Source organism: Streptomyces sp. S186, assembly GCF_051603415.1.
Lineage (GTDB): Bacteria > Actinomycetota > Actinomycetes > Streptomycetales > Streptomycetaceae > Streptomyces.
Genome location: NZ_CP193932.1, coordinates 352,551 through 374,614, shown reverse-complemented (window position 1 = coordinate 374,614; position 22,064 = coordinate 352,551). Strand labels below are relative to the sequence as shown.

24 protein-coding genes are annotated in these 22,064 nt (G+C 70.0%); 13 read left to right on the top strand and 11 right to left on the bottom strand.

Annotated features, from left to right (window positions below; genetic code table 11):
• Nucleotides 1-490: 490 nt before the first annotated feature.
• On the bottom strand, nucleotides 491-907 hold the full coding sequence (locus tag ACRAS8_RS01645) for a TetR/AcrR family transcriptional regulator C-terminal domain-containing protein (protein WP_438483932.1): 417 nt from the start codon (nucleotides 905-907) through the stop codon (nucleotides 491-493).
• Here ACRAS8_RS01645 and ACRAS8_RS01640 point away from each other — a divergent pair.
• Entirely contained in the window at nucleotides 893-1,072 is a 180-nt protein-coding gene (locus tag ACRAS8_RS01640) for a hypothetical protein (RefSeq protein ID WP_438483931.1), read from the top strand. The two genes, ACRAS8_RS01645 and ACRAS8_RS01640, sit on opposite strands and share 15 nt — an antisense overlap.
• 84 nt (nucleotides 1,073-1,156) lie before the next feature.
• Here the strand turns inward: ACRAS8_RS01640 and ACRAS8_RS01635 are convergent, their stop codons facing one another.
• Nucleotides 1,157-1,555 carry an alpha/beta fold hydrolase gene (locus ACRAS8_RS01635; protein WP_438483930.1) on the bottom strand — a complete coding sequence of 133 codons (399 nt, stop codon included), beginning with the start codon at nucleotides 1,553-1,555 and terminating at the stop codon, nucleotides 1,157-1,159.
• A gap of 471 nt (nucleotides 1,556-2,026) precedes the next feature.
• Here ACRAS8_RS01635 and ACRAS8_RS01630 point away from each other — a divergent pair, with 471 nt between their 5' ends.
• Both ACRAS8_RS01630 and ACRAS8_RS01625 read left to right on the top strand, forming a co-directional pair.
• Entirely contained in the window at nucleotides 2,027-2,785 is a 759-nt protein-coding gene (locus tag ACRAS8_RS01630; protein ID WP_438483929.1) for a class I SAM-dependent methyltransferase, read from the top strand.
• A gap of 137 nt (nucleotides 2,786-2,922) precedes the next feature.
• Nucleotides 2,923-3,390, top strand: coding sequence for a hypothetical protein (locus tag ACRAS8_RS01625; protein ID WP_438483928.1), 468 nt, complete (start codon nucleotides 2,923-2,925; stop codon nucleotides 3,388-3,390).
• 7 nt (nucleotides 3,391-3,397) lie between these two features.
• On the opposite strand, the gene ACRAS8_RS01620 is transcribed toward ACRAS8_RS01625, so the two are convergent.
• Entirely contained in the window at nucleotides 3,398-4,573 is a 1,176-nt protein-coding gene (locus ACRAS8_RS01620) for an FAD-dependent oxidoreductase (RefSeq protein WP_438483927.1), read from the bottom strand.
• Between the two features lie 173 nt (nucleotides 4,574-4,746).
• Here ACRAS8_RS01620 and ACRAS8_RS01615 point away from each other — a divergent pair, with 173 nt between their 5' ends.
• Nucleotides 4,747-4,968, top strand: coding sequence for a superinfection immunity protein (locus ACRAS8_RS01615; RefSeq protein WP_438483926.1), 222 nt, complete (start codon nucleotides 4,747-4,749; stop codon nucleotides 4,966-4,968).
• A gap of 15 nt (nucleotides 4,969-4,983) precedes the next feature.
• On the opposite strand, the gene ACRAS8_RS01610 is transcribed toward ACRAS8_RS01615, so the two are convergent.
• Together ACRAS8_RS01610 and ACRAS8_RS01605 are read right to left on the bottom strand one after the other, a co-directional pair.
• Nucleotides 4,984-6,831 carry a sugar-binding protein gene (locus ACRAS8_RS01610; protein WP_438483925.1) on the bottom strand — a complete coding sequence of 616 codons (1,848 nt, stop codon included), beginning with the start codon at nucleotides 6,829-6,831 and terminating at the stop codon, nucleotides 4,984-4,986.
• Nucleotides 6,832-7,097: 266 nt separating this feature from the next.
• Nucleotides 7,098-8,234, bottom strand: a complete 1,137-nt coding sequence (locus ACRAS8_RS01605) for a DUF4185 domain-containing protein (protein WP_438483924.1) — start codon at nucleotides 8,232-8,234, stop codon at nucleotides 7,098-7,100.
• A gap of 271 nt (nucleotides 8,235-8,505) precedes the next feature.
• On the opposite strand from ACRAS8_RS01605, the gene ACRAS8_RS01600 reads away from it, so the two are divergent.
• The 3 genes from ACRAS8_RS01600 (at nucleotide 8,506) to ACRAS8_RS01590 (ending at nucleotide 11,415) form a co-directional block, all read left to right on the top strand.
• A complete protein-coding gene (locus ACRAS8_RS01600) occupies nucleotides 8,506-8,931 on the top strand; it encodes a pyridoxamine 5'-phosphate oxidase family protein (RefSeq protein ID WP_438483923.1) in 426 nt (141 codons plus the stop codon).
• Between the two features lie 221 nt (nucleotides 8,932-9,152).
• Entirely contained in the window at nucleotides 9,153-10,373 is a 1,221-nt protein-coding gene (locus ACRAS8_RS01595; protein WP_438483922.1) for a hypothetical protein, read from the top strand.
• Nucleotides 10,374-10,545: 172 nt separating this feature from the next.
• Nucleotides 10,546-11,415, top strand: a complete 870-nt coding sequence (locus tag ACRAS8_RS01590) for an alpha/beta hydrolase (RefSeq protein WP_438490313.1) — start codon at nucleotides 10,546-10,548, stop codon at nucleotides 11,413-11,415.
• A gap of 249 nt (nucleotides 11,416-11,664) precedes the next feature.
• Here the strand turns inward: ACRAS8_RS01590 and ACRAS8_RS01585 are convergent, their stop codons facing one another.
• Nucleotides 11,665-12,189, bottom strand: coding sequence for a type 1 glutamine amidotransferase (locus ACRAS8_RS01585; RefSeq protein WP_438490312.1), 525 nt, complete (start codon nucleotides 12,187-12,189; stop codon nucleotides 11,665-11,667).
• Here ACRAS8_RS01585 and ACRAS8_RS01580 point away from each other — a divergent pair.
• Entirely contained in the window at nucleotides 12,188-12,355 is a 168-nt protein-coding gene (locus tag ACRAS8_RS01580; RefSeq protein WP_438483921.1) for a hypothetical protein, read from the top strand. The genes ACRAS8_RS01585 and ACRAS8_RS01580 overlap by 2 nt on opposite strands.
• 113 nt (nucleotides 12,356-12,468) lie before the next feature.
• On the opposite strand, the gene ACRAS8_RS01575 is transcribed toward ACRAS8_RS01580, so the two are convergent.
• On the bottom strand, nucleotides 12,469-13,917 hold the full coding sequence (locus ACRAS8_RS01575) for an MFS transporter (RefSeq protein ID WP_438483920.1): 1,449 nt from the start codon (nucleotides 13,915-13,917) through the stop codon (nucleotides 12,469-12,471).
• Nucleotides 13,918-14,160: 243 nt separating this feature from the next.
• On the opposite strand from ACRAS8_RS01575, the gene ACRAS8_RS01570 reads away from it, so the two are divergent.
• Both ACRAS8_RS01570 and ACRAS8_RS01565 read left to right on the top strand, forming a co-directional pair.
• Nucleotides 14,161-15,111: a LysR family transcriptional regulator gene (locus ACRAS8_RS01570; RefSeq protein ID WP_438490311.1), complete on the top strand. Its 951-nt coding sequence runs from the start codon at nucleotides 14,161-14,163 to the stop codon at nucleotides 15,109-15,111.
• 177 nt (nucleotides 15,112-15,288) lie between these two features.
• A complete protein-coding gene (locus tag ACRAS8_RS01565; protein WP_438483919.1) occupies nucleotides 15,289-15,594 on the top strand; it encodes a hypothetical protein in 306 nt (101 codons plus the stop codon).
• A gap of 127 nt (nucleotides 15,595-15,721) precedes the next feature.
• Here the strand turns inward: ACRAS8_RS01565 and ACRAS8_RS01560 are convergent, their stop codons facing one another.
• Nucleotides 15,722-17,188, bottom strand: a complete 1,467-nt coding sequence (locus ACRAS8_RS01560) for an MFS transporter (RefSeq protein WP_438483918.1) — start codon at nucleotides 17,186-17,188, stop codon at nucleotides 15,722-15,724.
• A gap of 259 nt (nucleotides 17,189-17,447) precedes the next feature.
• Between ACRAS8_RS01560 and ACRAS8_RS01555 the strand changes: the two genes are divergently transcribed.
• Together ACRAS8_RS01555 and ACRAS8_RS01550 are read left to right on the top strand one after the other, a co-directional pair.
• On the top strand, nucleotides 17,448-18,671 hold the full coding sequence (locus ACRAS8_RS01555; protein WP_438483917.1) for an NAD(P)/FAD-dependent oxidoreductase: 1,224 nt from the start codon (nucleotides 17,448-17,450) through the stop codon (nucleotides 18,669-18,671).
• 38 nt (nucleotides 18,672-18,709) lie between these two features.
• Nucleotides 18,710-19,183: a flavodoxin family protein gene (locus tag ACRAS8_RS01550; RefSeq protein WP_438483916.1), complete on the top strand. Its 474-nt coding sequence runs from the start codon at nucleotides 18,710-18,712 to the stop codon at nucleotides 19,181-19,183.
• A gap of 53 nt (nucleotides 19,184-19,236) precedes the next feature.
• Here ACRAS8_RS01550 and ACRAS8_RS01545 read toward each other — a convergent pair whose 3' ends face one another.
• A complete protein-coding gene (locus ACRAS8_RS01545; protein ID WP_438483915.1) occupies nucleotides 19,237-19,581 on the bottom strand; it encodes a helix-turn-helix domain-containing protein in 345 nt (114 codons plus the stop codon).
• A 58-nt stretch (nucleotides 19,582-19,639) separates the two neighbouring features.
• Here ACRAS8_RS01545 and ACRAS8_RS01540 point away from each other — a divergent pair, with 58 nt between their 5' ends.
• Nucleotides 19,640-20,404, top strand: a complete 765-nt coding sequence (locus ACRAS8_RS01540) for an SGNH/GDSL hydrolase family protein (RefSeq protein WP_438483914.1) — start codon at nucleotides 19,640-19,642, stop codon at nucleotides 20,402-20,404.
• An 80-nt stretch (nucleotides 20,405-20,484) separates the two neighbouring features.
• On the opposite strand, the gene ACRAS8_RS01535 is transcribed toward ACRAS8_RS01540, so the two are convergent.
• A complete protein-coding gene (locus ACRAS8_RS01535) occupies nucleotides 20,485-21,528 on the bottom strand; it encodes an alpha/beta hydrolase (RefSeq protein WP_438483913.1) in 1,044 nt (347 codons plus the stop codon).
• Nucleotides 21,529-21,677: 149 nt separating this feature from the next.
• Nucleotides 21,678-22,064 carry a winged helix-turn-helix transcriptional regulator gene (locus ACRAS8_RS01530; RefSeq protein ID WP_438483912.1) on the bottom strand — a complete coding sequence of 129 codons (387 nt, stop codon included), beginning with the start codon at nucleotides 22,062-22,064 and terminating at the stop codon, nucleotides 21,678-21,680.

Below are 22,064 nucleotides of genomic sequence, written 5' to 3'. Positions count from 1 at the left end.
GCAACCCCTTGGGGAGAGCGCATGGATGCATGCCCCGCGCCCGGCCCGCGACCGCATGCGCCAACGGCCAGTCCGCATGACGCACGCCCCCCGCCGCGAAACACGCGCCGGTGCGAAAGCCCCAGCCGGGCGGGGCGCATGGCGGCCCCCGGGCGGCTGGGCATGCCACGCCCGGTCGACCGTGTCGGCGATCGCGTCGGCGACCACTTCGCCCCGGCGCAGCCGCAGGAGTTCGTTCTTGCGCCCGATCGCCACCGCCACCGCCATCGCCACCGCCATCGCCCCAGTCTGTCGTCGTCACAACGAGGCCGACAGACACCTTCGGCCGCCGCGCAGACACCTCGCACACCGAAGGGAACCGGGCGCTGCCCGCCTACGGATCTCCATTGAGCGACACCCGTCCGCGAACAGCAACTCCCCTTCTCCGGCAAAATGTTGAAAGCAGTGCAAGGCCGACCAGCCGAGGCACCCACCCGGGAGCCGGCATCGTCTATGCGTGACGACCGCCGTGACTGTCGCCGTGGCCGTGGCCACGGCCGTCGTCATGACTGGCACCGAGGTGCGCCTGGAAGCCGTCCAGAATGGCCCGGAGGCCGAACTCGAAGGTGTGGTCGGGCGCCGCGGAGTAGTCGGTGGCGGCGGGCGTGCCCAGGCGCTCCCGCAGCCGCGGGTACGGCTGGGCGAACTCGGCGGCACGGGCCATGGTGTCGGCCAGTTGCTGCTCGGCGTCGTCCTTGCCGTTCTTGCTCAGTCGCCGGGTCAGCGACACCTGCGCGGCGGGCCCGAGGGCGCTGCCGAGCACGAAGAGCAGCACGGTCCCGGCGGCGCGGTCCGCGTCGGCGGGTGCGCGGTCGGGATCAAGCCGGAGATCCGCGCGGCAGCGGAGGCGGACATGCCCCCGGACCACCCGGCCGCCACCATGGGTCTGCTGCCCGGCGACGGCGACGCGTACATCGTCACCGAGGGCGGCCTGAAGGGCCAGCGCGGGTTCTTCACCCGTGACGACACCGGGAACGTCACGGGCATCGACCTCGCCGGCCGGCTCTTCGGCCGCGCACCGAAAGCACCCTGATCAAGCCGGTCGAAGGGAGCGGCAGCACCCGCACCGGCCGCTCCCTTCCCCTGCCTTCCCCTTCTCCCTGCCTGTCCCTTTCCATCAGTCGCCCTCATCGCCCTCATCGCCCTCATCGCCCTCATCGCCCTCAAGGAAGTCCAGGATCGCCGCGGTGAGTTCCGGGGCGAGGGCCGCCGTCCAATGGTCCCCGGGCACCACGGCCCGGGTGGCGTGTGGCAGTGCTGCGGCCAACTCGTCGGCCGACGCGGTGCGTTCGTCGTCCTCGCCGACCACCACAAGCGTCGGCACCCGGATCTGCCCCACCGCCTCCTCCGGCGTGGCGACCAGCGAATCCAGCACATGCAGGATCGCGACCGGGTCCGCGCCGTTCGCCCGGAGCCACTGCTCGGTCTGCTGCTCCGGCGACCCCGGTTCGAACGTCCCCAGCCCGGTGAAGACCCGCCGCAGAAACGAGTCCGCCCCGCCCGCGCCACCCAGCACCTGCCGTAGGCCGGATCACGCGGTATCCGCGGGCGGCGATCGTTTCGGCCTGGCCGTTGTGCGACCACAGCGTCGCGTCACCGGTGATGCCGTGCAGGAGTACCAGCGGTCTCCCCGCACCCATTTCCCGGTAGGCGAGACGCACACCGTCACGGCCGGTGAAGAAGGAGACATCAGTATGTGGCTCAGTAGGCGGCATGAACCGGAACGTACCACCGCACGCCAACACGGCAACCAACCCACCAATGTCGCCCGGCCAACCGATCAGACCAGACCAGGCCAGACAGATCAGGCCGGCACAGGGTCGAAATTCGCTGAACACGCCATTCCCGTGTCGGAATTCGGCGCCTCCGGCACGTCGAGTGTGGTGTCGATGCCTGGCCGTGCCACAGTCATTGTGATAGCCACGAAAGACATGACGGTAACCACGCACGGCATCGCGGTAACCGTCGCGAACAGGGGGAGATCACCTTGACTGACCGCATAGCACCGCGCCCGACCGCCCGGCGGCAAGGCACGTACGGAGTGGACGCACCCTATATCCCGGCGCTGTACGGTGCCATGGGCATCGGGCTGCTGGCGTGGGGCATCGTATGGCTGACCGGGCACGGCCTCACCTCCGCCCTCGGGGCGCTCGTCTTCGGCTGTCTGATGCTGGTGTCCGCGGGCCTGTATCTGTACGTCACCCGCCGCGGCAAGTTCGTCGTCTGGGAGGGACTTCTCGACGGACTGGCGCTACGCGGTGACGAGCACGTACTCGACCTGGGCTGCGGGCGCGGCGCGGTGCTGCTGGCGGCGGCCCGGCGCCTCCCCGAAGGACGGGTGCACGGCGTCGACCTCTGGCGTGGCCAGGACCAGAGCGGGAACGACCCGGCCGTCACCAGAAGCAACGCACAGGCAGAGGGCGTGGCCGACCGTGTCGAACTCCACACCGCCGACATGACCCAACTGCCCTTCCAGGATGGCGAGTTCGACGTCATCATCAGCAGCCTGGCGATCCACAACATCCCCGACGCCGCCGGGCGCACCTCGGCCATCGAGGAGGCGGTACGCGTGCTCAGGCCGGGCGGCCGCCTGGTGGTCGCCGATATCCGTCACACCCGTCAGTACGGCGCCGACCTGCAACGGCTCGGAATGCGCGACATCACCCGCCGTGGTGTGGGGGCCCGCATGTGGTGGAGCGGCCCCTGGATGCCGACCACGGTCGTCTCCGCCGTCAAGCCGAGCTGACTCGCGTTCGGGGCGCCCGGGCGGGCGGATCGTCGGGGCATCCGGTCTGCGGGACGGGTGCGTCAACCAAACGGTCGTCGCTGGCGTCCTATCAACGGCAGCAGTTCGCCGTCCGCACGACAGAAAGCCCGGCAGTCATGTCCTTGCAGACTCGTCGCCGTTCCCGTGGCACCCTCTATCTCGCCCTGGGCGGGCTCGCCGTGGCCTGCCTCGGGTTCGGTGGCGCGCTGTGGGCCAAGGACCACACCGTCTGGTTCAAGCGGTTGCGCGGCGGGAACGCCTGGTACCTGACCTATCAGGGCGGTGCCGTCGGCGGCCGGGGCCATGCCACCGCCGTCCGCTACCGCTTCAATCCGGACAGCTTCCAGCCGGTCCACCGCATCGCCCGGCTCGGCCGCACACAGCTCCCGTGGAGCGCGCATGCGCTCGTCAACATCGGCGAGTTGGCCCGGGTCGAGGTGGAGCCGGCGGAGCACACGGTCGCGACCTGCCGGATCCTTCTCGACGACGTCCGTGTCGTCGCCGAGGGCAGGTCTCCGGCTCCCGGCCGTCCCGCCGTCTGTCAGGTCACCACCAGCAGCACACCGGAAAAGTGGCCTCGGTGAGGTCAGGTCAGTCCGTGCTGCTGGAGGCGGTACGCAGATCGACGTTCCAGTCCAGTTGGCCGAGCAGCTTGTCGTCGCCGGGGCGCGCGGCGGAGGGGGCCCGGCCGGTACGTGCCGGTGGGGTGCGGGTGCCGCGGGACATCTGTCCGCTGACGGTGATGTTGTGCTCCACGCGTGGCCGGCGGCAGGACTCGTAGAGAGCGAGCGCGCTCTCCGGATCGGGCGTGTCCCGGAGCGACTTGGCGAGGATGACGGCGTCTTCCAAGGCCATCGAGGCCCCTTGGCCGGTCGCCGGGGAGGCCGCGTGGGCGGCGTCGCCGACGAGTAGCATCCGGCCGGAGCGCCAGGGCGTGCCCGGAGGTATCTCGGTGGCGTTGGTGGCCATGATGCCGTCGGTGGAGGCCGCGACGATGGCCGCGGCAGGTGTGGTGTCCTGGCGCAGCGACGCGACGAGTCGTTCACGCCAGTGGGCGGGGGCCGGGTCGGCGAGTTCCGCGGCGGTGAGCGCCTGACCCGCGACGCGGGCGAACCAGTACGTTTCCCGGTCCGGCGAGACCGCGTAACCGAAGGCGACGCGGCTGCCCCGCACCATGGTGATGTGGCCCGTGTCCTCCGTCACCGGGGCGCTGCGTGTGTAGCCGTAGAAGACGGACTGTCCCGCGTAGACGGGCTCGGTGCCTGGCGCGACCGACCGCCGGACGGTCGAGTTCAGGCCGTCCGCGCCGACGAGGAGATCAGCGGTCGCGACGCTGCCGTCGGCGAACCGCGCGGCCACCTGATCCGGGCCGTCCTCGATGGACAGCAGTCGCGATCCGTGCGTCATCCGGATGCCGCGGCGGATCGCCTCGGCCTGGAGCGCCGCGTTCAACTCACCGCGGCGGATGCACCGGTACCGCAACCGTGCGTCGTCGGCCTCGCCGAGCGGCACATGGGCCACCTCGCCGCCCTGGTCGTCGAGAACCCGCATCGAGGGCAGCGGAAAGCCGAGCGCGGTGACCGTATCCGAGGCGTCGAGCTGCACCAGGGCACGCATACCGTTGCTCGCCAGGGTCAGGAACGCCCCGATGTCCTCGGCGGTGTCGGGATGCGCCTCGTGCACGGCGACGTCCAGTCCTGCCTTGTGCAGGGCCAACGCGGTCGCCGTACCGGCGATCCCGCCACCGATGACCAGTATGCGTGTCACGTTCCACTCCCCTTCATCCCACTCGCCTTCATCCTGCTGCACGGGCCGCTCGGGCGTCCAAGTCAATGATGGACCCTGGGGGCCGGGCAGTCGCGCAGGGCCGGATCAGGAGAACGTGTGCGTTTGCGTAACCTGGTCCGGTAGCTGATGTCGAGTTGAGGGAGTGAGCGCCGGTGTCTGTGGACGTGGGGCCCTTGGAGGCGGTAGTCCTGCTGGTCGGTGGGCTCCTGGTGTACTTCCTGCCCTCCTTCATCGCCTTCCGGCAAGGCATCGACACGCGACGTGCGGTACTCGTCATCAATGTGCTGTTCGGGGCGACGTTGGTGGGCTGGCTGGTGGCGCTGTACCTGGCGACACGGAAACGGCAGACGCAGCCGCGACAGCGGGCTGCATAAAGCTGCATGAAGCGGTCAGTGCCGGTGCCGGTGGTGGGGCCGATGGCGGGGCCCGACTGCCAGGGGAACGCCGGTGCGGCGCGCCTGGGCGACGGAGGCGGGCGAGTCCTTGCTACGGGCGGCCTCCAACGGGATGTCGGCCGGACGCGTCGGACGTCCCACAGGCGAGTGGTAACCGGGCAGGCGCAAGGGGCCCCAGACATAGGGATCGGCCTGGGCGCTGCCGAACGGGGACCACGCGAGCCGGCTCTTGCCGGTCTTGTCCTTGGTGTCGGAGTCGTAGACGAGGACGTTGGCGGTGAGGCGGTTCGGGTCGACGGCGGCCGGCAGCACGCTGAAGGGGATCTTCGCCTCGACGGTGTAGCCGGTGTACGGCTCGGTCACCGTGGCCGCGACGGCCATGCCGGGCGCGGTGGTTGCCGCCGGCCCCTGGTGGTTGTCGCCGTCGCGTCCGGCGCACGGGCCGCCGTGGTCCGCGGTGAAGGGCAGGATGCCGGTCTTGAAGGTGGTCGAGGTGTCGTGGGAGTCACCGCGTGGATCGAGGTCGATCTCCACGGAGTCGGTGCGCCAGTGCCGCTTGCAGTCGGTCCGGGCGTTCAGGGCCGCGCCCTTGATGTCGTCGCGGACCTGCACCAGGACGTAGAGGGCCGCACCGTGGCGGGAGATCCGGGCGGTCGCCGAGCAGTCCGCCGGCGTGCACCGTTTTCCCTCCCAGTGACGCAACGTCAGCTCCGGGCCGGGGTACTCGCCGGGGCCTGCCTTGCCGTCCACGACGGGGGCGTTGGCGACGGCGGGGGCGGTGCTGCGGGGGTTGGCGGGATAGTCGGGTTGGGCGTCGTTGGCCAGCCAGGGCAGCCCTGTACGTTCCGCCCACTCCCGGAACTCGGCGTGAAGAGGCCGCAGACCGGACTGGTTCCGCACCTTCGCCCGCACGATCTCGCCGTTCCTGGCCAGGACGGTGAACCACTCGCACGGAAGCCTGCGGCGTGGGGTGGTGACCTTGCGCGGCAGTGAGCCGAAGCCCTGGGTGACATAGGTCCGTGCGGCGCCCCGTTCGACCTGGGCCCAGGTCCTGCCGTCGGGCGCCCGCCCCCCGGTCCAGTAGCCGACGACGGGGAGGCCGGTCGGCGGGTCGACGGCCGGGTGTCCGGCGCAGCCCGGACCCACCGGGCCCTTGAACCCCCAACTCTGGGTGAGCAGTTCGGATGGCTTCCAGGGGCGGTACTTCTCCTTGCGGATCTGTTCCGGGAAGGCCGTGGGGTCGGCGGCCAGCCGGAACGCCTCGACGGCCAGCCGTGCGGCCTGCTGGTGTGCGCCGTGTTGGTTGAACGGCCGCGGATCCATCGTGACCACCGTCTTCGGCGTGGTCGCGCGGATCAGCCGGACGATGCGTTCCAGGGTGTCGGTGCGCCGTTGCGGCGCCCGGTTCCAGACCTTGCCGGTGAGCGGTGCCGACAGCGTGTACCAGAAGTCCGGCTTGTCGAGGTAGTAGACGTTGCGGATGCCCACCAGGCCGACCGCCTTGCGTTCCTCTCGCTCCCGGATGAGGCCGAGCTTGGCCCCCTCCTCCGGGCCGACGGCGTTCCCGCCGCCCTCGCCGCGGGTGATGGTGGCCACGCCGGTCGACAGTCCGCGGCGCTGCCGCCACTGTCCGAAGGTCGCCAGTGACTGGAATTCGTCGTCCGGGTGCGCCCCGATGAACAGTACGTCCGTGTGCGCGCGGTCGTGGGACGGGGCGACCGCGGGATGCACGTCGGGCGCGGCCCGGGCGCCCGATGAGGGAACGGCGGCGCTGGACAGCAGGGCGACCGCGGCGACCAGGGCCGAAGCGGAGTGCAACGGCAGGCGTGGCATCAGGGGCATCAACAGATCACTCGTCCTCGGTCGTGGACTCTGCATGCGGGGGCGGGGGGTCGCCGAGAGGGAACCCTGTCAGGCTTTCCGGGCCACCGGAAAGTAGGCGATAAACCACCTTTCGGGGTGATGCGGACAGGGATGGGCCTCCCTGCGCCCTCGCGCACCCGCGTGTCCTTTCTCGGCCGAGGCGACAGACGGCTCCACGACGCCGAACGCACCGTGCGGGCGCCGGTCCTCGGACCGCGCCCGCACGTGCCGCACCGGCTCCCGGCTCAGGACAGCATATGGACCTTGTACTGCATGAACCGGTAGTTCCACGGGTCGTACCACTGGCTGACGACGATGTGGAAGTCGCCGAACGTCGAACCGGGGACGACGAACCCGCCGTACGGACTGGCGACGAGGTTGCCCACCTCCTGCCCGGGCGCGCCAGGCACGATCATGGTCTGCTCCAGCGTCCTGGTCAGGTCGGACGTCGGCAGCGGGAAGACCATCGCCCGGATCGACAACGGGTTCATGTTCAGCCAGGTGAGGACGTACTTGCCGTCCATGGCGCGGAAGCAGATCTCGCCCCACTTGCGGGTGCCGAAGACGGTCGTCGGCGGCGCCCCCCACCGCCAGCCACCGTCGGCATAGCCCCACGGCTCGTAGGCGTCCGGGTTGCCGAGGCTCTCCTTCCGCACCCGGTGCAGCAACATCCCCGATTCCACCTCGCGGTTGAAGACCGAGGACAGGACGTAGCAGTAGCCGTCGTCGGCCACCGCGTAGGTCTTCTGCTGGAACTGGCCGCCGTGCAGGTCCCCCGGCCACTGGCACAGGTATTCCCAGCTCTCGCCGTTGTCGGTGGAGCGCCAGAAGTCCGTGTGATGGGTGTCGTAGATGACACCGCGCATGAGGTGCATGTACATCACGCCGTCGACGACGAACACATCGGACGGGATCGCCGTGGTGGCCTTGTCGCCGACCGGGTTGTGCGGTTCGTCGACCAGGCTGTTGGCGTGGCCGCCGCCGACGCTGCCGTCGATGCGCAGGTTGTTCAGGTCCGCACTGCTGGAGCGCAGTCCGACCGGGGCGCGCCAGTCATCGGCGGGCTCGCCGGGCCGCGGTACGTGGTCGCCGTTGAAGGTGTCGCCACCGACGAACAGCATGGTGCCGTTGGGGCACCGCACGGGGATGCCGAGGTCGGTCCAGGGTGAGGCGAACGAGCCGGTCTCGGCCGGACCGCTCAGGTTCTTCACCTTGTACGCGATCGTCGGACTGGACGGGTCGTTCGGCCCGCCGGCCCTCGCGATCCCCGCAGTCGAACCGATGACTCCCGCCCCCACGGCGGCGCCGATGCCCAGCTTGAGGACCTTGCGGCGGGAGTGCCCGCCGGCCGTCGCGTCCTTCTCGTCCGATGGACGTGTCATTGTGTCGATGCCTTTCCGAGCCGACCCAGTCGTACAAGGAGACGCCCACGGTGCCACTGGCCATGGCGAGGGCCACCCGAGCGCTCACCTCGTCGGGAGTGCTCGACCGTAGCCACGACCGATGAAATGTCGATGACCCGACGATGACTTCCCAGGCGGGACCGGGACCGAAGTCCCCTGGCGCCGAAGTCCCTCCCACGCCGCAGTCCCCTCCGACGCGCCTTCGGGCGCCGCATGGCTGACGCCGTCGGTCGCCGTTAGGGTCGACCGTATGAGCCTGTCGAAGCGAGAACGAGAGCTGTTTCTGGCCGAACCTCATGTCGGTGCGCTGTCGGTGGTCGAGCGACCGGACCGTGCGCCGCTGACCGTCCCCATCTGGTATCACTACACGCCGGGCGGCGAACTCTGGGTGCGTACGGGGCCCGACTCCCGTAAGGCGCGGGCCATTCGGCAGGCGGGGCGCTTCAGCCTGATGGTGCAGCGGACCGAGCCGACCGTGCGCTACGTGTCCGTGGAAGGGCCGGTGATCAGGACGGAACCCGACAGTCACGAGCGGTCCTGGGAGATGGCCGCACGGTACCTCCCCGAGGACAAGGTCGCCGGCTTCGTCGAGTACGACAAGGCGCACCTCGGTGCGCACATCGCCATCCATATGCAGCCGGAACACTGGGTCTCCGCCGACATGGGGGCCTTCTGAGCGGTCGACCGCCGCCACGCCAGGCACTCGGTCGACGGCCAACCCACCGCCGGCCGCGTCTACTTCACCGCCCAGGGCCTGGGCCGGCTGCATGATGCGTTATGGCGTGATCCTGACGCCTAGTCAAGTCGGCATGCGCCTGTGATCCTTATGTGATCAAGCTTCCGTAATGTCCAACTGGTCATGAAGTTCATTGGATACGCGACAAGTCGGGGGAGTAGATGACATACCGGCGCGCAGCGATACCAGCACTGGCCGGGGGACTGCTGCTCTTGGCACTTGTGTGGTGGGCGGGGGCGAGCGCACCCGCGCTGGACCTCCCGGGGGCCACCAACATCATCGGCATTCCGGGCACCGGCGAGCTCAAAGGATGGCTGACCCCCTGGTCGTACGACCCACCGGCCTCCGCTCGGCTCGGCAACGAAGCGTTCGGCGGAGCCGGGTCCACGGCCGCCATCGACGGTTTGGATTACGTCGAACTGCACACCACCGCGCAGCAGATTCGATACGTCGCGCTCTTCGTCTTTTTTGTGGTGGGGGCGCTGCTGCTGATCCGTCGGTTGCCGCCGGTCAAGGGCCGGACGACGGCCGCCCTGCTCGCGGTGTGGACCTGGGGTCTGGTGGCCGGGACGCTGGCGGTGACCGTCTCCGCGCCGTGGATGATCGCCTCGGGTGGACACGGCAGTTTCCGCTTTCTGCCCCAGTTGTCGAACATCATCGCCACCGGGCGGGAGGTCGTGCTGGCGGCCGCGCTGGTTGCGGCGGTGGCGACCGTGCTGCTGGCTCGGATCACCGGCGCGGAGCCGGGGCGTGGGCGTAGGCGTGGTCAGGAGCAGGAGCAGGAGCAGGAGCAGGAGCAGGACCAGAGGCGGGGGCAGCAGGGGCAGATGCCGCAGCAGGCTGTTTTGGTGCGTGCTGCCCGCCTGGCCGCCACCGTTGGGACCGCGGTGATCGCACTGTCGCTGTTCGTCCTCTCGTACACCCCGGTCGCCGCTGCCATCCAGAGCATCTCCCCGCGCATCGGGATGGTCTCCGAACCAGGCGACCTGCTGCGCCAGTGGCTGCTGCTCGGCGGCTGGGACTGGCCGGGGAGCGGACCGCTCGGCGAATGGTTCCTCTACCGCGCCATCGATGTGGTGCTGCTCGCCGTGGTGTGGTGGTCGCTGCGGCGACTGCCTGGCCTGCTCACCCGCGCCACCGTCCCCGCAATGGCCGTGACCACGGTCTGCGCGACCGTCCTCGGGCTGTTGGTCAGCCAGTTGCTGCGGATGGTGATCAACGGAGCGAGCCTGGGCGGAGATCCGCTGCGCCTGGTCGCGGGCTTTGGCGTCGGTACCCCAGCCGCCCTGACCTGCGGACTGGTGGCAGGCGTCGCGGCCGCCTTGACGCTGCGGATAGCGGGCGGCCGCACGGCCGTTGCCGACGCCACGCCTCCCGCCTAGGAAGCTGCCCGTTCCTCATTTCAGGGTGGTGCGGGTGATCTTTCGTTGAGTAATGTGAGCCTTCGGGCACCGGCAACTGTCTGCACGACGCCCTGGAGATCGGCAACGCGCATGCTGCCGACGCCGCGAAGGCTGAGAAAGAGTGGGTAGACAGATGCAACCGATCCAACCGATGCAACCAACATTCGTTCTGGTTCACGGAGCCTTCGCGAACTCCTTCTCCTTCGCGCCGCTCCAGGCCGAACTCGGCCTGCTCGGACACCGTTCGGTCGCCGTCGACCTGCCTGGCCACGGATTCGGGGCGACCTTCCCGCGCGCCTACCAGGCACCGCAGGATCTCGAAGGGCTTGCCACCGAGCCAGGCTCGATCAAGGGCGTCACGCTCTCCGACAACGCCGCGCATCTGATCGGGATCCTGGAGCGGGCCAAGCGGAACGGCCCGGTGATCCTCGTCTCGCACAGTCGCGGCGGTATGACGGCCACCGCCGCGGCCAACGCGCGACCGGACCTGATCGACCGCATCGTGTACGTCTCTGCCTGGTGCCCGGTCGAGCTCGACGCCAACGACTACTACGCCGAGCCTGAGATGGCCACGGTCGACGTCGCTTCCCTGGCTCCCGCGATGGCCGGAAACCCGGCCGAACTCGGCCTGCTCCGCACGAACTTCCGCACCGCGGATCCGGACATGCTGGCCGCGTTCAAGGCAGCCTTCCTCGCCGACGGCACGGACGAGGAGTTCCTGACGTTCCTGAACACCTTCCAGCCCGACGAGAACCTGGACGTAGGCACCTCCGCCGACCGGGCGCAAGCCGCGACCTGGGGCCGGATTCCGAAGACCTTCGTCCGCCTGGCCGACGACGCGAGCCTGCCCCTCGCCCTTCAGGACCGATTGATCCGCGAGGGCAACGCACTGACGCCGGACAACCCCTACGACGTGCGCACTTTGCCGGGCAGTCACCTGAAGTGGCTGCTCGACCCGGCACCGGCGGCCCGACTTCTGGGCGAACTCGTCGAGCTCCTGGACTTGCCTGCCGGGTCGTGATCGGGGCCCGGGGCATGATCGGAGCGAAGAGACCCTGTCCGGGGAAGTGATCGGCATCACCGGCCCGTGATATGCGGCGCCATGCCGACGACTTCGCGGAGCGGGCAGGTTTCACGTACGCGGTTCTCGATGCCGTGGCTGCCTGGCTGTCGTCGGACTGGCCGTGCGAGGAGCCGCGTGACTGGGTCCAGCGATCGGCGTGTGGCTGGAAGCCCTGCCTAGCGATCGGCGTGTGACTGGAAGCCCGGCCTAGCCATCGGCGTGTGGCTGGAAGAGGGTCCGGAGGTGGGACAGGCTCTGCTGGGCCAGCGGGCGCAGGGCCGGGGCTGCCGCGCGGGCGTCGGCTCGTAGTGCGTCGATCGCCTGGGAGCCGAGAGCTTCCTCTGCCTCGGCGGTGAAGGCGGGTTCGGCGAGCCAGTCGTCGAGGAGGTCCGGGGTGACCTCCAGGTGGAACTGGAGGCCCCAGGCGACCGGCCCGGCCCGGAACGCCTGGCACTCGGTGGTGTCGGTACGGGCCAGGACGCGGGTGCCGGGAGTGGGCACGATGCGGTCGCCGTGCCAGTGGAGTACCGCGGGGGCGGCTGCCAGCGGCCCGACGACGGGATCATCGCGGTCCACGTCGCGCAACGGCACCCAGCCGATCTCGCTCGGCCGACCGAGTTCACTGCCGGTCCGTACCGCCAAGCCCTGGGCACGGGCGAGAAGTTGGGCTCCCAGGCACACACCCAGCGTCGGGACCCCATGCCGAAGCGCGTCGGCCCGAAACCGGGGGATGGACGTCGGCCGAGGCGTCCGGGCGGTCGATCAGGTTGCGGATTTCGATATCGAGCCCGCTGCCGTCCAGGGCATCGAGGATCAGGCCGGGCTTCTCGACCTCGACGTGTTGCAGGATCAGGACGGTTCGTGCGGGCATGTGGCGGTCTCCGGGAGCAGCCAGTGAGTGGGGTCAGGACCCGTACACCGTAACGTGGCAGGTCAGAAGGGTGACTGGCGGGTGAGGGGGCAGCGCCCCGCGTCGAGCGGGAGCCTGACAGCCGCCAGTGCCGGCAGAGATCACGACGCGGTCTGTGGGTGGGCGGTCTCGCCGCGGTCGGCGCGGCGATGCCAGACGAGTACGGTCACGGCGGCGAGGGCGACCAGGACGGCGATGGTGCGGTAGCCGGTGGCCATGGCGTCGGTGAAAGCCCTTATCGCAGCGGCATGTTGAGTGTGGGGGAGATGGCTTGCGGCGGTCATGGCGTCCGAGGCCGAGTGCGCGCCGCCGGCGAGGGCCGGCGGCAGGCCGGCGAGGAACCGGGTGGTCATGACGGTGGCGACGACAGCGATACCGATGGCGCTGCCGATCTCACGGGCGGTGCTGTTGAGCGCGGACCCCAGACCGCTCTGGTGCCTGGGCAGGGAGGCGACGATGCCGCCGGAGAGGGGTGGGGTGGCCAGCCCCATGCCGGTGGCCATGATCAGCAGGTCGAGCGCGTACAGCCAGTACGGCGTCGCGGCGGTCGCCAGGGAGAGCAGTGCCAACCCGGCCACGATCAGCGCCATGCCGGTGGCCACCACCCGGCGCGTGCCCCACCGGCCGGCGAGGCGGGCGGCGCGGGGCGAGACCAGTTTCATGCACAGGCCCTGCGGCAGGATGGCCAGGCCGGTCTCCACGGCGCTGAAACCCTTGGCGTAGTGCAGATACTGGGCGTTGAGGAAGAAGAGGCTGAACATCCCGAGGAAGGCGGCCGCGACTCCCAGGGTGCCGGAGCCGACCGCGGGCTTGGTCAGCAGGCGCAGATCGATCAGGGGGTGGTCGCTGGACAGGGAGTGCAGGACGAACAGCACGCCGAAGACGACGGCCGCGGCGGACGCCGCCAGGACGGACGTCGATCCCCAGCCCAGCTCCCGCCCTTCGATCAGGCCGAAGAGCAGGGCGGTGAGGGTCGCCACCAGCAGAACGGTGCCTGGCACATCGGAGGGGGCCGAGTGACGTTCGGTGTGCGGGGCCCAGCGGCCGGCCAGCGCCGCGAGCACGGCGGCGGCCGGGACGAAGAGCGCGAAGAACACCGGCCAGGAGAAGAACTGCAGGGTGGTGCCGGCGAGGAGGTTGCCGAGCATGCCGCCCAGCCCGGTCGCACCGGACCAGGCTCCCACCGCTTTGCCGCGCTCGCTGGGCGGCGTCACCGCCAACGAGAGGGCGAGCGTGGCGGGCATGACCAGCGCCGCGCCCAGTCCCGCAACGGCCCGTCCGACGAGCAGCACGGTGACGTTCGGGGAGACCGCGCAGCCCAGACAGCCGACGGCGAAGACGGTGAGACCGGCTATGAGGACCGGCTTTCGGCCCAGGCGGTCGCCCAACGCCCCTGCCGGGATGAGGAGTCCGGCGAAGACCAGCAGATAGATGTCGACGATCCACACCAGCTGGGTCGCCGACGGGTGCAGGCCGCTCCCGGACAGCTGAGGAATGGCCAGATTGACGCCGGAGACCATTGCCTGGATCGCGATGACGGCGGCGTTCATGAGACGTGGAACCGTGTGCCTGCGTGTCATGGGACGGGGACGCTCCACCGGGTGGGGAGACTGGCCGGGCCGATGATGCGGACTGCTCACGCCCGCATGGTTGTTGTTGGCGACGGCTCTCGCTGCTGCGTGGTTGGCGGTCATGATCCTTCCCTTCTCGAAAGGTGCACCTTCTCGAAAGGCGCGCCAACGACCGTAGAAGCGGGCCCAGTTAACTTCAAATGCATGAGAGCGATACATAAAATGCGTTCCGTGCATACGAAGCTGGATTTCAATCTGCTCATCGCCCTCGACGTACTGCTGGAGGAGTGTTCGGTCACCGCGGCCGCCGACCGACTGGCGGTGTCGGAGCCGGCGATGAGCCGCACCCTGGGGCGCATACGCAAGGTCATCGAGGACCCGGTCCTGGTCCGCGCGGGTCACACCATGCAGCCCACGCCCCGTGCGGTGGCCATGCGCAGCGAAGTGCGCGCCCTGGTACAGCGCACCCGCGCGGTGCTCGCCCCGGCCGGCGAACCGGACCCAGGCTCGCTCACCCGCACTTTCACGATCTCCGCCAACGACGCCATGGTCACCTCCGTCGGCGACCACCTGCTCACCTGCGTCGAACAACAGGCACCCAAGGTGACGCTGCGGTTCCTGGCCGAACCGCCCGGCGACCACGCCGGACTACGGGACGGCAGCATCGATCTGCAGATGGGAGTCCTGGGCCCGCTCGCCCCCGAGGTCCACACCGAACTCCTCGCCACCGACCACACCGTCATGGTCATGCGCCCCGACCACCCCCTGGCCGAGGGCGAACTCACCGCCGAGCGGGTGGCCGCCGCCAGGCACATCGTCACCTCCCGCCGTGGCCGGCTGAGCGGCCCGGTGGACGACGCCCTGGCCGCACGGGGACTCGGCCGCCGCGCCGTCGTCGTCGCCCCGACGTTCGCCGCCACGCTGCTGATGCTGGCCAACCGGCACGATGTGGTCGGCCTCTTCCCCTGGCGCCAGTACCGCACCAATGTGCGCACCCTCGGCCTGGTCACCAGAGAGCTGCCCATCCCCCTGCCGCCACTACAGCTGTCCATGGCCTGGCACCCGCGCGACGACGCGGACCCGGCGCACCGGTGGCTGCGCTCCCGCATCCGCCACTCCGCCAAGGCAGTGCTGGAGCCCGACGACACTCCTGACGACATTCCTGCCAGGTGAGACGCGCCCCCGACCGGGATCTCGTCCAGGCCGTCGCCCGCCACGAGACGACACCGCCGGAGCCTGGGGCAGCGGTGGGGTGACGGCTCATCAGGTGATTTGGCGCCTGGCACCGAAAACCATGGTCACAGGTGGACAGGCTTCCACTGTCACCGCTGACGACGAAGGGAAAACCACGTGTTCAACTTCCATCCGTCTCGTATCGCCGCGGCCGCGGTGCTCGCCGCGCTCCCCGCCGTGGGACTCGCCGTAACGGCCGCTCCCGCCCATGCCGACGCGCCGCCGCCCGCGCACCACCAGCAGAAGGACGGCCCCGATGACGACTCCATGGGCGGGGGCCTCTCCGGCTCGAACGGGCTGGACTCAGGGTTCCTCGGCCACGACCACGGCGGCCCCGGCGGCGACGAGGGTGGCGAGGGTGGCGAGGGCGGCCACGGATCGATGGGCGGCGGCCTGGGCGGCGGTCTGGGCGGCCTTCGCTGACGTGCTCGCCGGCTGATGTGCCGGTGCGGGCACGCGAGGAACGCATGGAGCGGGACCGGGCCGGCCGACGGGTGTTGTCGGCCGGCCCAGTCTTGCCTTGCCGCCGTTCCTTTCCGCTGTTCCTTCTCTACGGCTCGGGCTTGTGTCGTAGCTCGGTCTGTCGGGCGAGGTGGTTGGCGCGGAATGCGGTGAGCGTTCCGAGGGCGGAGATGGCGGCGAAGCCGAGAAGAAGGTAGCGCGCGGAGACGACCATCGATGCGCCGCCGAGGTTGACGAGGAGGCCGGCGACTGCCGCACCGCATGCGGTCGACAGCGTGAGCACCGTCGCGATTGCCGCGGCAGCCTTCTCGCCTTCCTCCTTGTCCGGTGCGCCGGCCATCGCGGCAACGGACAGATGGGGCATGGCCAGTCCGATCCCCGCGCCGGCGAGGAAAAGAACGGGCAGCCATGCGAGGACCAGAGGTTGTGGTGCGTCGCGGCGCTGCATCAGGGCGAGCACGGCCAACCCGGTCGCCAGGAGACCGGGGCCGGCCACTCGCAACCATCGGGTCGTCCGTTCCCTGCGAGCCGAGGAGCTTGGGATCTGACTTGCCGACCAGCCGAGCGACAGTGCCGCTCCGAAGAATCCGGCGGCGATCGGCGGCAGCCCGCCCAGGCGCTGGCCGAACAAGGGCAGGAACGTCTCCACCGCGACACCCGCCGCGAGGAACACGATGGTCAGGTAGATCCATCGCAGAGCGGAGCCGGGCTGGTAGGTCGGGCGCGGCAGGACTCGGACGCGGCTGCGCTTCTCCGTCACCACAAAGACCAGGATCGAAGCCAGCGCCAGGTCGATGAGCACCATCCTCATGAGCACGTCGGAGAGGATGCCCGCGATGCTCACGGCACCTGCGGCGCCGATGATCGGCAGTAAGGAACCCAGCGGGGTGCCTGCTTCTGATTCCGTTGATTCCGTTTCGCTCCGGTCGTCGCCGGTCGGAAGTACTCGGGGGACGAAGGCCGCCATCAGTGCCGAGGCGAGGGCCAGCACGACGAAAGCCAGGCGCCAGGAGCCGAATTGGGCGAAGAGGCCGCCCAGCGTCGGGCCGACGAAGTTGCCGAGACCGAACATGGCGGAGATCAACGCGCTGCCCCGTACCCACAGATGGCGTGGCAGTGCCGAATAGATCAGGGTGAACCCCAGTCCGGTCAACAACCCCGCTCCCAGCCCCTGCCCGGCGCGGCCGACCAGCAGCACCGGCATGGCCGGACTGGCTGCGCAGACCACCGAGCCGACCGCGAAGACACCGAAGCCGAGCAGGTAGGAGCCGATGTTGCCGCGACGGGAAAGGGTTCGGTTCACGAGCATGGTCGCCACGACCTGGGCGGTCAGGAAGACCGTCATGTTCCAGGCGTAGAGGCGTTCACCGCCGATGTCGGCGACCGCCGTCGGCAGCAGACTTGCGGTCAGGTAGATATTGACCGCCCCGATGAGCACGCCCCCGGCCAACACCACTGCCGTGCCGACATGGCTCCCGAGCTCCCGCCATGACCCGACGTTCGGCCTGTTGTCGTGCTGCCTGTCGTCTTGCGTTGTGGATTGCCTGTCGTCCACTTGTGTACTCACTCCTGTCCCTGAGTTGCTGTCGTGCAGGCAGGCATCATGGCGGGGCGAGGAGCCCCGGTAATCCGGCAAATCGGGCGTGATGTGTGTCGCTTTTCGTTCGGGGTGAGGGCGCCGGGGCCAGGGTAGGAACAAAACCCCGCCATGTCCGCCGCACCCACCGGCCCCGCCGAACCCGCCGACGTCGCGATGTGACTGGCATCACTCCGCCGCGCTGTCACAGTCGGGGCCGCTGCGGTGTCCTCAGGGCGTGAAGTCGTCGATCGGTCGGGAGGCGGTCGTGTTGGCGCGGGTAGTGGTGGTCGGGGCGGGATATGCGGGGGTGCTGGCCGCGAATCGGCTGGCGGCTGCGGGGCGGTCGCAGGTGCGCGTGACGGTGGTCAATCCCCGGCCGGACTTTGTGGAACGCGTCCGGTTGCACGAGCACGCGGCGGGGGTGTCGAGTGCGGTACGGCCGTTGAGTGGGCTGCTCCACCGTGACGTGGGGTTGCGGGTGGCCACGGTGGGCTCGATCGCCGAGCGGTCGGTGCAGCTTGATGACGGTGGTGCGCTGGAATTCGACTATCTGGTGTATGCGGTGGGCAGTACGGCCGGCCGCGGCCTGCCCGGAGCCGAGCATGCGTGGAGCGTTGCCGACCTTGAGGGCGCCGAGTCGTTGCGTACGCGGCTGCGGTGTCTGTCCGCGGGGGCGCGCGTGGTGGTGATCGGCGGCGGTCTCACCGGGATCGAAACGTCCGCCGAGATCGCCCACCGGTACCCCGCGTTGCGGATCGAGTTGGTTGCGCCGTCGGTTGCCGCGTGGCTGCCCGCGTCCAGCCGGGCGACCGTGGAGCGCAAGCTCGTGGACGCCGGGGTGGTGCTGCGCACCGGACTGCGGGCCGTGGCGGTCTGCCCGGACGGGGTCGAGACGGATGCGGGCCGACTGGCCAGTGACTGCACGGTGTGGGCCGGCTCGTTCGAGGTGCCGGAACTGGCGCGGCACAGTGGTCTTCCGGTGGCCTCCGACGGGCGCCTGTACACCGATGAGTCCCTGGTGTGCGTGCGGAACCGGCGGATCGTGGGTGTCGGTGACGCCGTTGCGCCGCCTGAGGAGGTCGGGGCTCACCTGCGGATGAGCTGCCAGGCAGCGCTGCCCATGGGAGCCCACGGTGCCGACACGGTGCTCGCGTTGATACAGGGCGAGCGACCGGCGCCGCTGTCGATCGGCATGGTGGGGCAGGGCATCAGCCTGGGGCGGCGCGACGGGTTCGTCCAGGCAACGGATCGGGACGACACCCCTCGGGGCTTCGTATTGTCCGGGCGGGTGGCGGCGGTGGTGAAGGAGCGGGTGTGCCGTCTCACCGTCGGCTCGATGCGGTTCCCGCGCGCCTACCGGTGGCTTCCGGGGCCGACCTTGAAGGAGCCGAAGGAGCTGAAGGGGCCGAAGGAGCCGAAGGGGTCCGAGCCGGCTCCGGCCGTGGTCGTATCACGTTGAGCGAAGCGCGTTCTGTTGGAAGTGAAGGGAGCATCATCATGAAGGCCATCATTGTCTGCACGTCCGTGTCCCATGGCAACACCAAGAGGATCGCCGACGCCATGGGCCAGGTACTGGAGGCCCCGGTCGTCGCGCCGGAAGAGGTCGATATGGCGGAGCTGGCCGCCTGCGACCTGGTGGGATTCGGCTCGGGAATCTTCCTGCAGAAGGTCCATCCGCGTCTGAGCGAGTTCGTCCAGTCGCTCCCGAAGGGCGACGGGCGCAGGGCGTTCGTCTTCGCCACCAGTGGGCTGCCCGAGCTGCCGTTCCGGCCCTTCACCCGTCCCCTGGTACGGGATCTCAGGCAGAAGGGCTTCGAGGTGGACGACGTCTTCTCGTGCCGGGCGAGGGACACCTGGCTTCCGTTCAAGCTCGTCGGCGGGATCAACAACGGGCGGCCCAACGGCACCGACCTGGCGGCGGCGCGCACCTTCGCCGAAGGGCTGCGGGCGCGGATCGGTACGGCGTCCTGACCTTCCCGGTTGTCTGTCCGCTTGTCTGTCCGTCTGGCTGTGCGCTGTTCCGGCTACTCCCCGGGCGTCAACCGCAAGGCATGCAGCGCCACGGACAGGTCGGCCACCGCACGGGGATCGCGCAGCGAACGCCCCGTCAGGTCCTCCAGTCTGCACAGCCGGTAGCGGACGGTGTTGCGGTGGCAGTACAGGCGTTCCGCCGCTTCGGCCGTCGAGCCGGCCGCCGCGAACCAGCACGTCAGGGTCTCCAGCAGGCGGTCCCGCTCGTCGGCCGGCAGCCGCAGCACGCCATCGAGAGTGGCCCGGGCGATCCGCCCGGCCTCGTCCGGAGCCGCGGCCACCAGCAGGGCGGCCGGACTGTTGTCGAAGCGTGCGATGCCCGTGGGCAGACCGCGCATCCCGGTACACGCCGCAGCCCCGGCGCCAACCCCGGCCCTCACAGGTACCGGCACCTATGTGGCCCTCGGGGACTCCTACGCCGCCGGGGCCGGCGTCCCGGGCCAGTCGGCGGGACTGTGTCTGCGCTCCGACCACAACTACGGTCACCTCGTCGCCGCGGCTCTCTCCGCGTCCTCGTACGTGGACAAGACCTGCGCCGGTGCCAAGGTGAGCGCGCTCACCGCGCCCCAGACCGACGCCGGGACCGTCGTCGACGGCCCTCAGCTCGACGCCGTCGCACCCGGCACCTCCCTGGTCACCCTCACCCTCGGCGGCAATGACCTCGGCACCTCCGACCTCGGCTTCGTCGACGTCGTGGTCGCCTGCTCGGGCCTCGCCCTCACCAACCCCCTCGGCTCGCCCTGCCACGACTTCTACGGCAACACCCTCGGCAAGCGACTCGACTCGGCGGCGGCCCGCCTCACCGACGGCCTGCGCAAGCTCTCCGCCAAGGCTCCCCAGGCCAAGGTGGTGGTCGTCGGCTACCCGTCCGTGCTTCCCGGCGACCCGACGAAGTGCCTGGGCAAGATGCCCGTCACGACCGGCGACATCGGCTTTCTGCGCTCCGTCCTCGGTGAACTCAACGACAAGATGGCCGGGGCCGCCACTGCGGCGGGCGCCACCTACGTCGACACCTTCGGCCCGACCAAGGGCCACGACAGCTGCTCCGCATCCCCCTGGATCGAAGGTCTCCTGCCGACCTCACCCGCCGTCCCACTGCACCCCAACGCCACCGGCGAACGCGTCATGTCCCAGGCGGTGTTGAGGACGCTGGGCCACTGAGCCACCGAGTCACCGAACGGCACGCCGCCCCCGACGGGTCCGCTCCGGCGGGGCGGCGTGCCCGTGCTCCTGCCCCGGCCCTACCTGGCGTCCGACTGGGCGAGCAGCCGCCGGAGCCAGCGCGTACGGGCGTCCCGTGCGTCCTGGCTGACGGCCGCTTTCGGAGCCAGTCCGTCGAAGCCGTGATAGGCACCGGGCCAGACATGCAGCTCGGCTTGGCCGCCGGCCTGCCAGATCGCGTTCGCGTACGCCACGTCCTCGTCGCGGAACATCTCGGCCGATCCGACGTCGATAAAGGTTGGGGGCAGCCCGGACAGGTCGGTGGCACGGGCCGGGGCCGCGTAGGGCGGCAGGTCCTCGGCGCCGTAGCGGTCGCCCAGCAACGCCTGCCACACCGTGGCGTGGGAGGTGAGGTCCCACACGCCGAGCCCCGTCATCTGATGGCTGGAGAAGGTGCTGCCGCGGTCGTCGAGCATCGGACACAGCAGCAGTTGCCCCAGCGCCCCCGGCCCGCCGCGGTCACGGGCCAGCAGGGTCAGGGCTGCCGCGAGCCCACCCCCGGCGCTCTTTCCCCCGATGACGATACGGTCGGGGTCGACGCCTAGTTCGGCCGCATGCCCGGCCGCCCAGACGAGCCCGGCGTAGCAGTCCTCCAGCGGCTCCGGATACCGTGCCTGGGGCGCCAACCGGTACTCGACCGAGATGACGGCCAGTCCCAGCGGCAGGGCCCACTCGCGAAGAATCCGCGGCAGCACGGACCAGGCATTGCCCATGACCATGGCGCCTCCGTGCATGTAGTACAGCAGAGGCAGCGGCCCGACGAGCCCGGCAGGCCGCGCGCTGACAAGCGTGACCTCCGGCCCACCACTGCCCGGCGGCCCCGGCACGCGGTACTCCGTCACCTCGAAACGGCCCTCGGCACGCAACTCCTCGGTCGTCGGCCTGGGCCGGCTCACCGCATCCCGCTCCTGCCGGGCCGCCAGATTCTCCGGCGTGATCGGCGCCCTGGCTTCCTGACCCAACGCCGCCAGCACCACACCCAGTTCGGGGTCGAAGGGCGGCACCGCCTTCGGCGTCGGCGCCGAGATCCGCCCGTCCTCCGACGACCCGCGACCGCCCCTCATGCCCCACCCCACAGCGCTACGGCGGCACACCGCCCGCCACTCGCCCCGACATGCCTCGACCCCACGGAAACCCACCCGGAGCACACTCGTCTGCATCCCATGAATCCCATAGGCCGTAGCCAACCACAACACCAGGCGCCACGACACGGTCAACGGGTGGCGTCATAGCGGAGCCGATTGTCGTTGATCTCTTGTCGGTGGGTGGCGGCCCATTCGGCCAGGCCCGTCACGGAGTCCAGCAGTGTTGTCCCCAGTGGGGTGAGCGCGTAGTCGACGCGCGGCGGGACGCTGGGGTGCACGGTCCGGGTGAGGAGACCGTCGCGTTCGAGTTGGCGCAGGGTCAGGGTGAGCATGCGCTGGGAGATGCCCCGGATCGCGCGGTGCAGTTCGCTGAAGCGCAGGGTGCGGTGGTGGAGTTGCCCGATGACCAGGATGCTCCACTTGTCGCCGATCAAGGAGAGGATCTGCAGCACTTGCCGGCACTCCTCTTCCTCCGGCGTGCACTCCTCTTCCTCCGCGTTCCGGCGGGGCGTCAT

Coding starts and splice junctions, on each gene's coding strand:
- ACRAS8_RS01580 (WP_438483921.1), top strand. CDS start 12,188: ATGGACGTCGGCCGAGGCGTCCGGGCGGTCGATCAGGTTGCGGATTTC.
- ACRAS8_RS01640 (WP_438483931.1), top strand. CDS start 893: ATGCCCCCGGACCACCCGGCCGCCACCATGGGTCTGCTGCCCGGCGAC.
- ACRAS8_RS01530 (WP_438483912.1), bottom strand. CDS start 22,064: ATGACGCCCCGCCGGAACGCGGAGGAAGAGGAGTGCACGCCGGAGGAA.
- ACRAS8_RS01610 (WP_438483925.1), bottom strand. CDS start 6,831: ATGCCCCTGATGCCACGCCTGCCGTTGCACTCCGCTTCGGCCCTGGTC.
- ACRAS8_RS01595 (WP_438483922.1), top strand. CDS start 9,153: ATGACATACCGGCGCGCAGCGATACCAGCACTGGCCGGGGGACTGCTG.
- ACRAS8_RS01605 (WP_438483924.1), bottom strand. CDS start 8,234: ATGACACGTCCATCGGACGAGAAGGACGCGACGGCCGGCGGGCACTCC.
- ACRAS8_RS01575 (WP_438483920.1), bottom strand. CDS start 13,917: ATGAACGCCGCCGTCATCGCGATCCAGGCAATGGTCTCCGGCGTCAAT.
- ACRAS8_RS01545 (WP_438483915.1), bottom strand. CDS start 19,581: ATGCGCGGTCTGCCCACGGGCATCGCACGCTTCGACAACAGTCCGGCC.
- ACRAS8_RS01570 (WP_438490311.1), top strand. CDS start 14,161: ATGCGTTCCGTGCATACGAAGCTGGATTTCAATCTGCTCATCGCCCTC.
- ACRAS8_RS01625 (WP_438483928.1), top strand. CDS start 2,923: ATGTCCTTGCAGACTCGTCGCCGTTCCCGTGGCACCCTCTATCTCGCC.
- ACRAS8_RS01600 (WP_438483923.1), top strand. CDS start 8,506: ATGAGCCTGTCGAAGCGAGAACGAGAGCTGTTTCTGGCCGAACCTCAT.
- ACRAS8_RS01550 (WP_438483916.1), top strand. CDS start 18,710: ATGAAGGCCATCATTGTCTGCACGTCCGTGTCCCATGGCAACACCAAG.
- ACRAS8_RS01590 (WP_438490313.1), top strand. CDS start 10,546: ATGCAACCAACATTCGTTCTGGTTCACGGAGCCTTCGCGAACTCCTTC.
- ACRAS8_RS01535 (WP_438483913.1), bottom strand. CDS start 21,528: ATGAGGGGCGGTCGCGGGTCGTCGGAGGACGGGCGGATCTCGGCGCCG.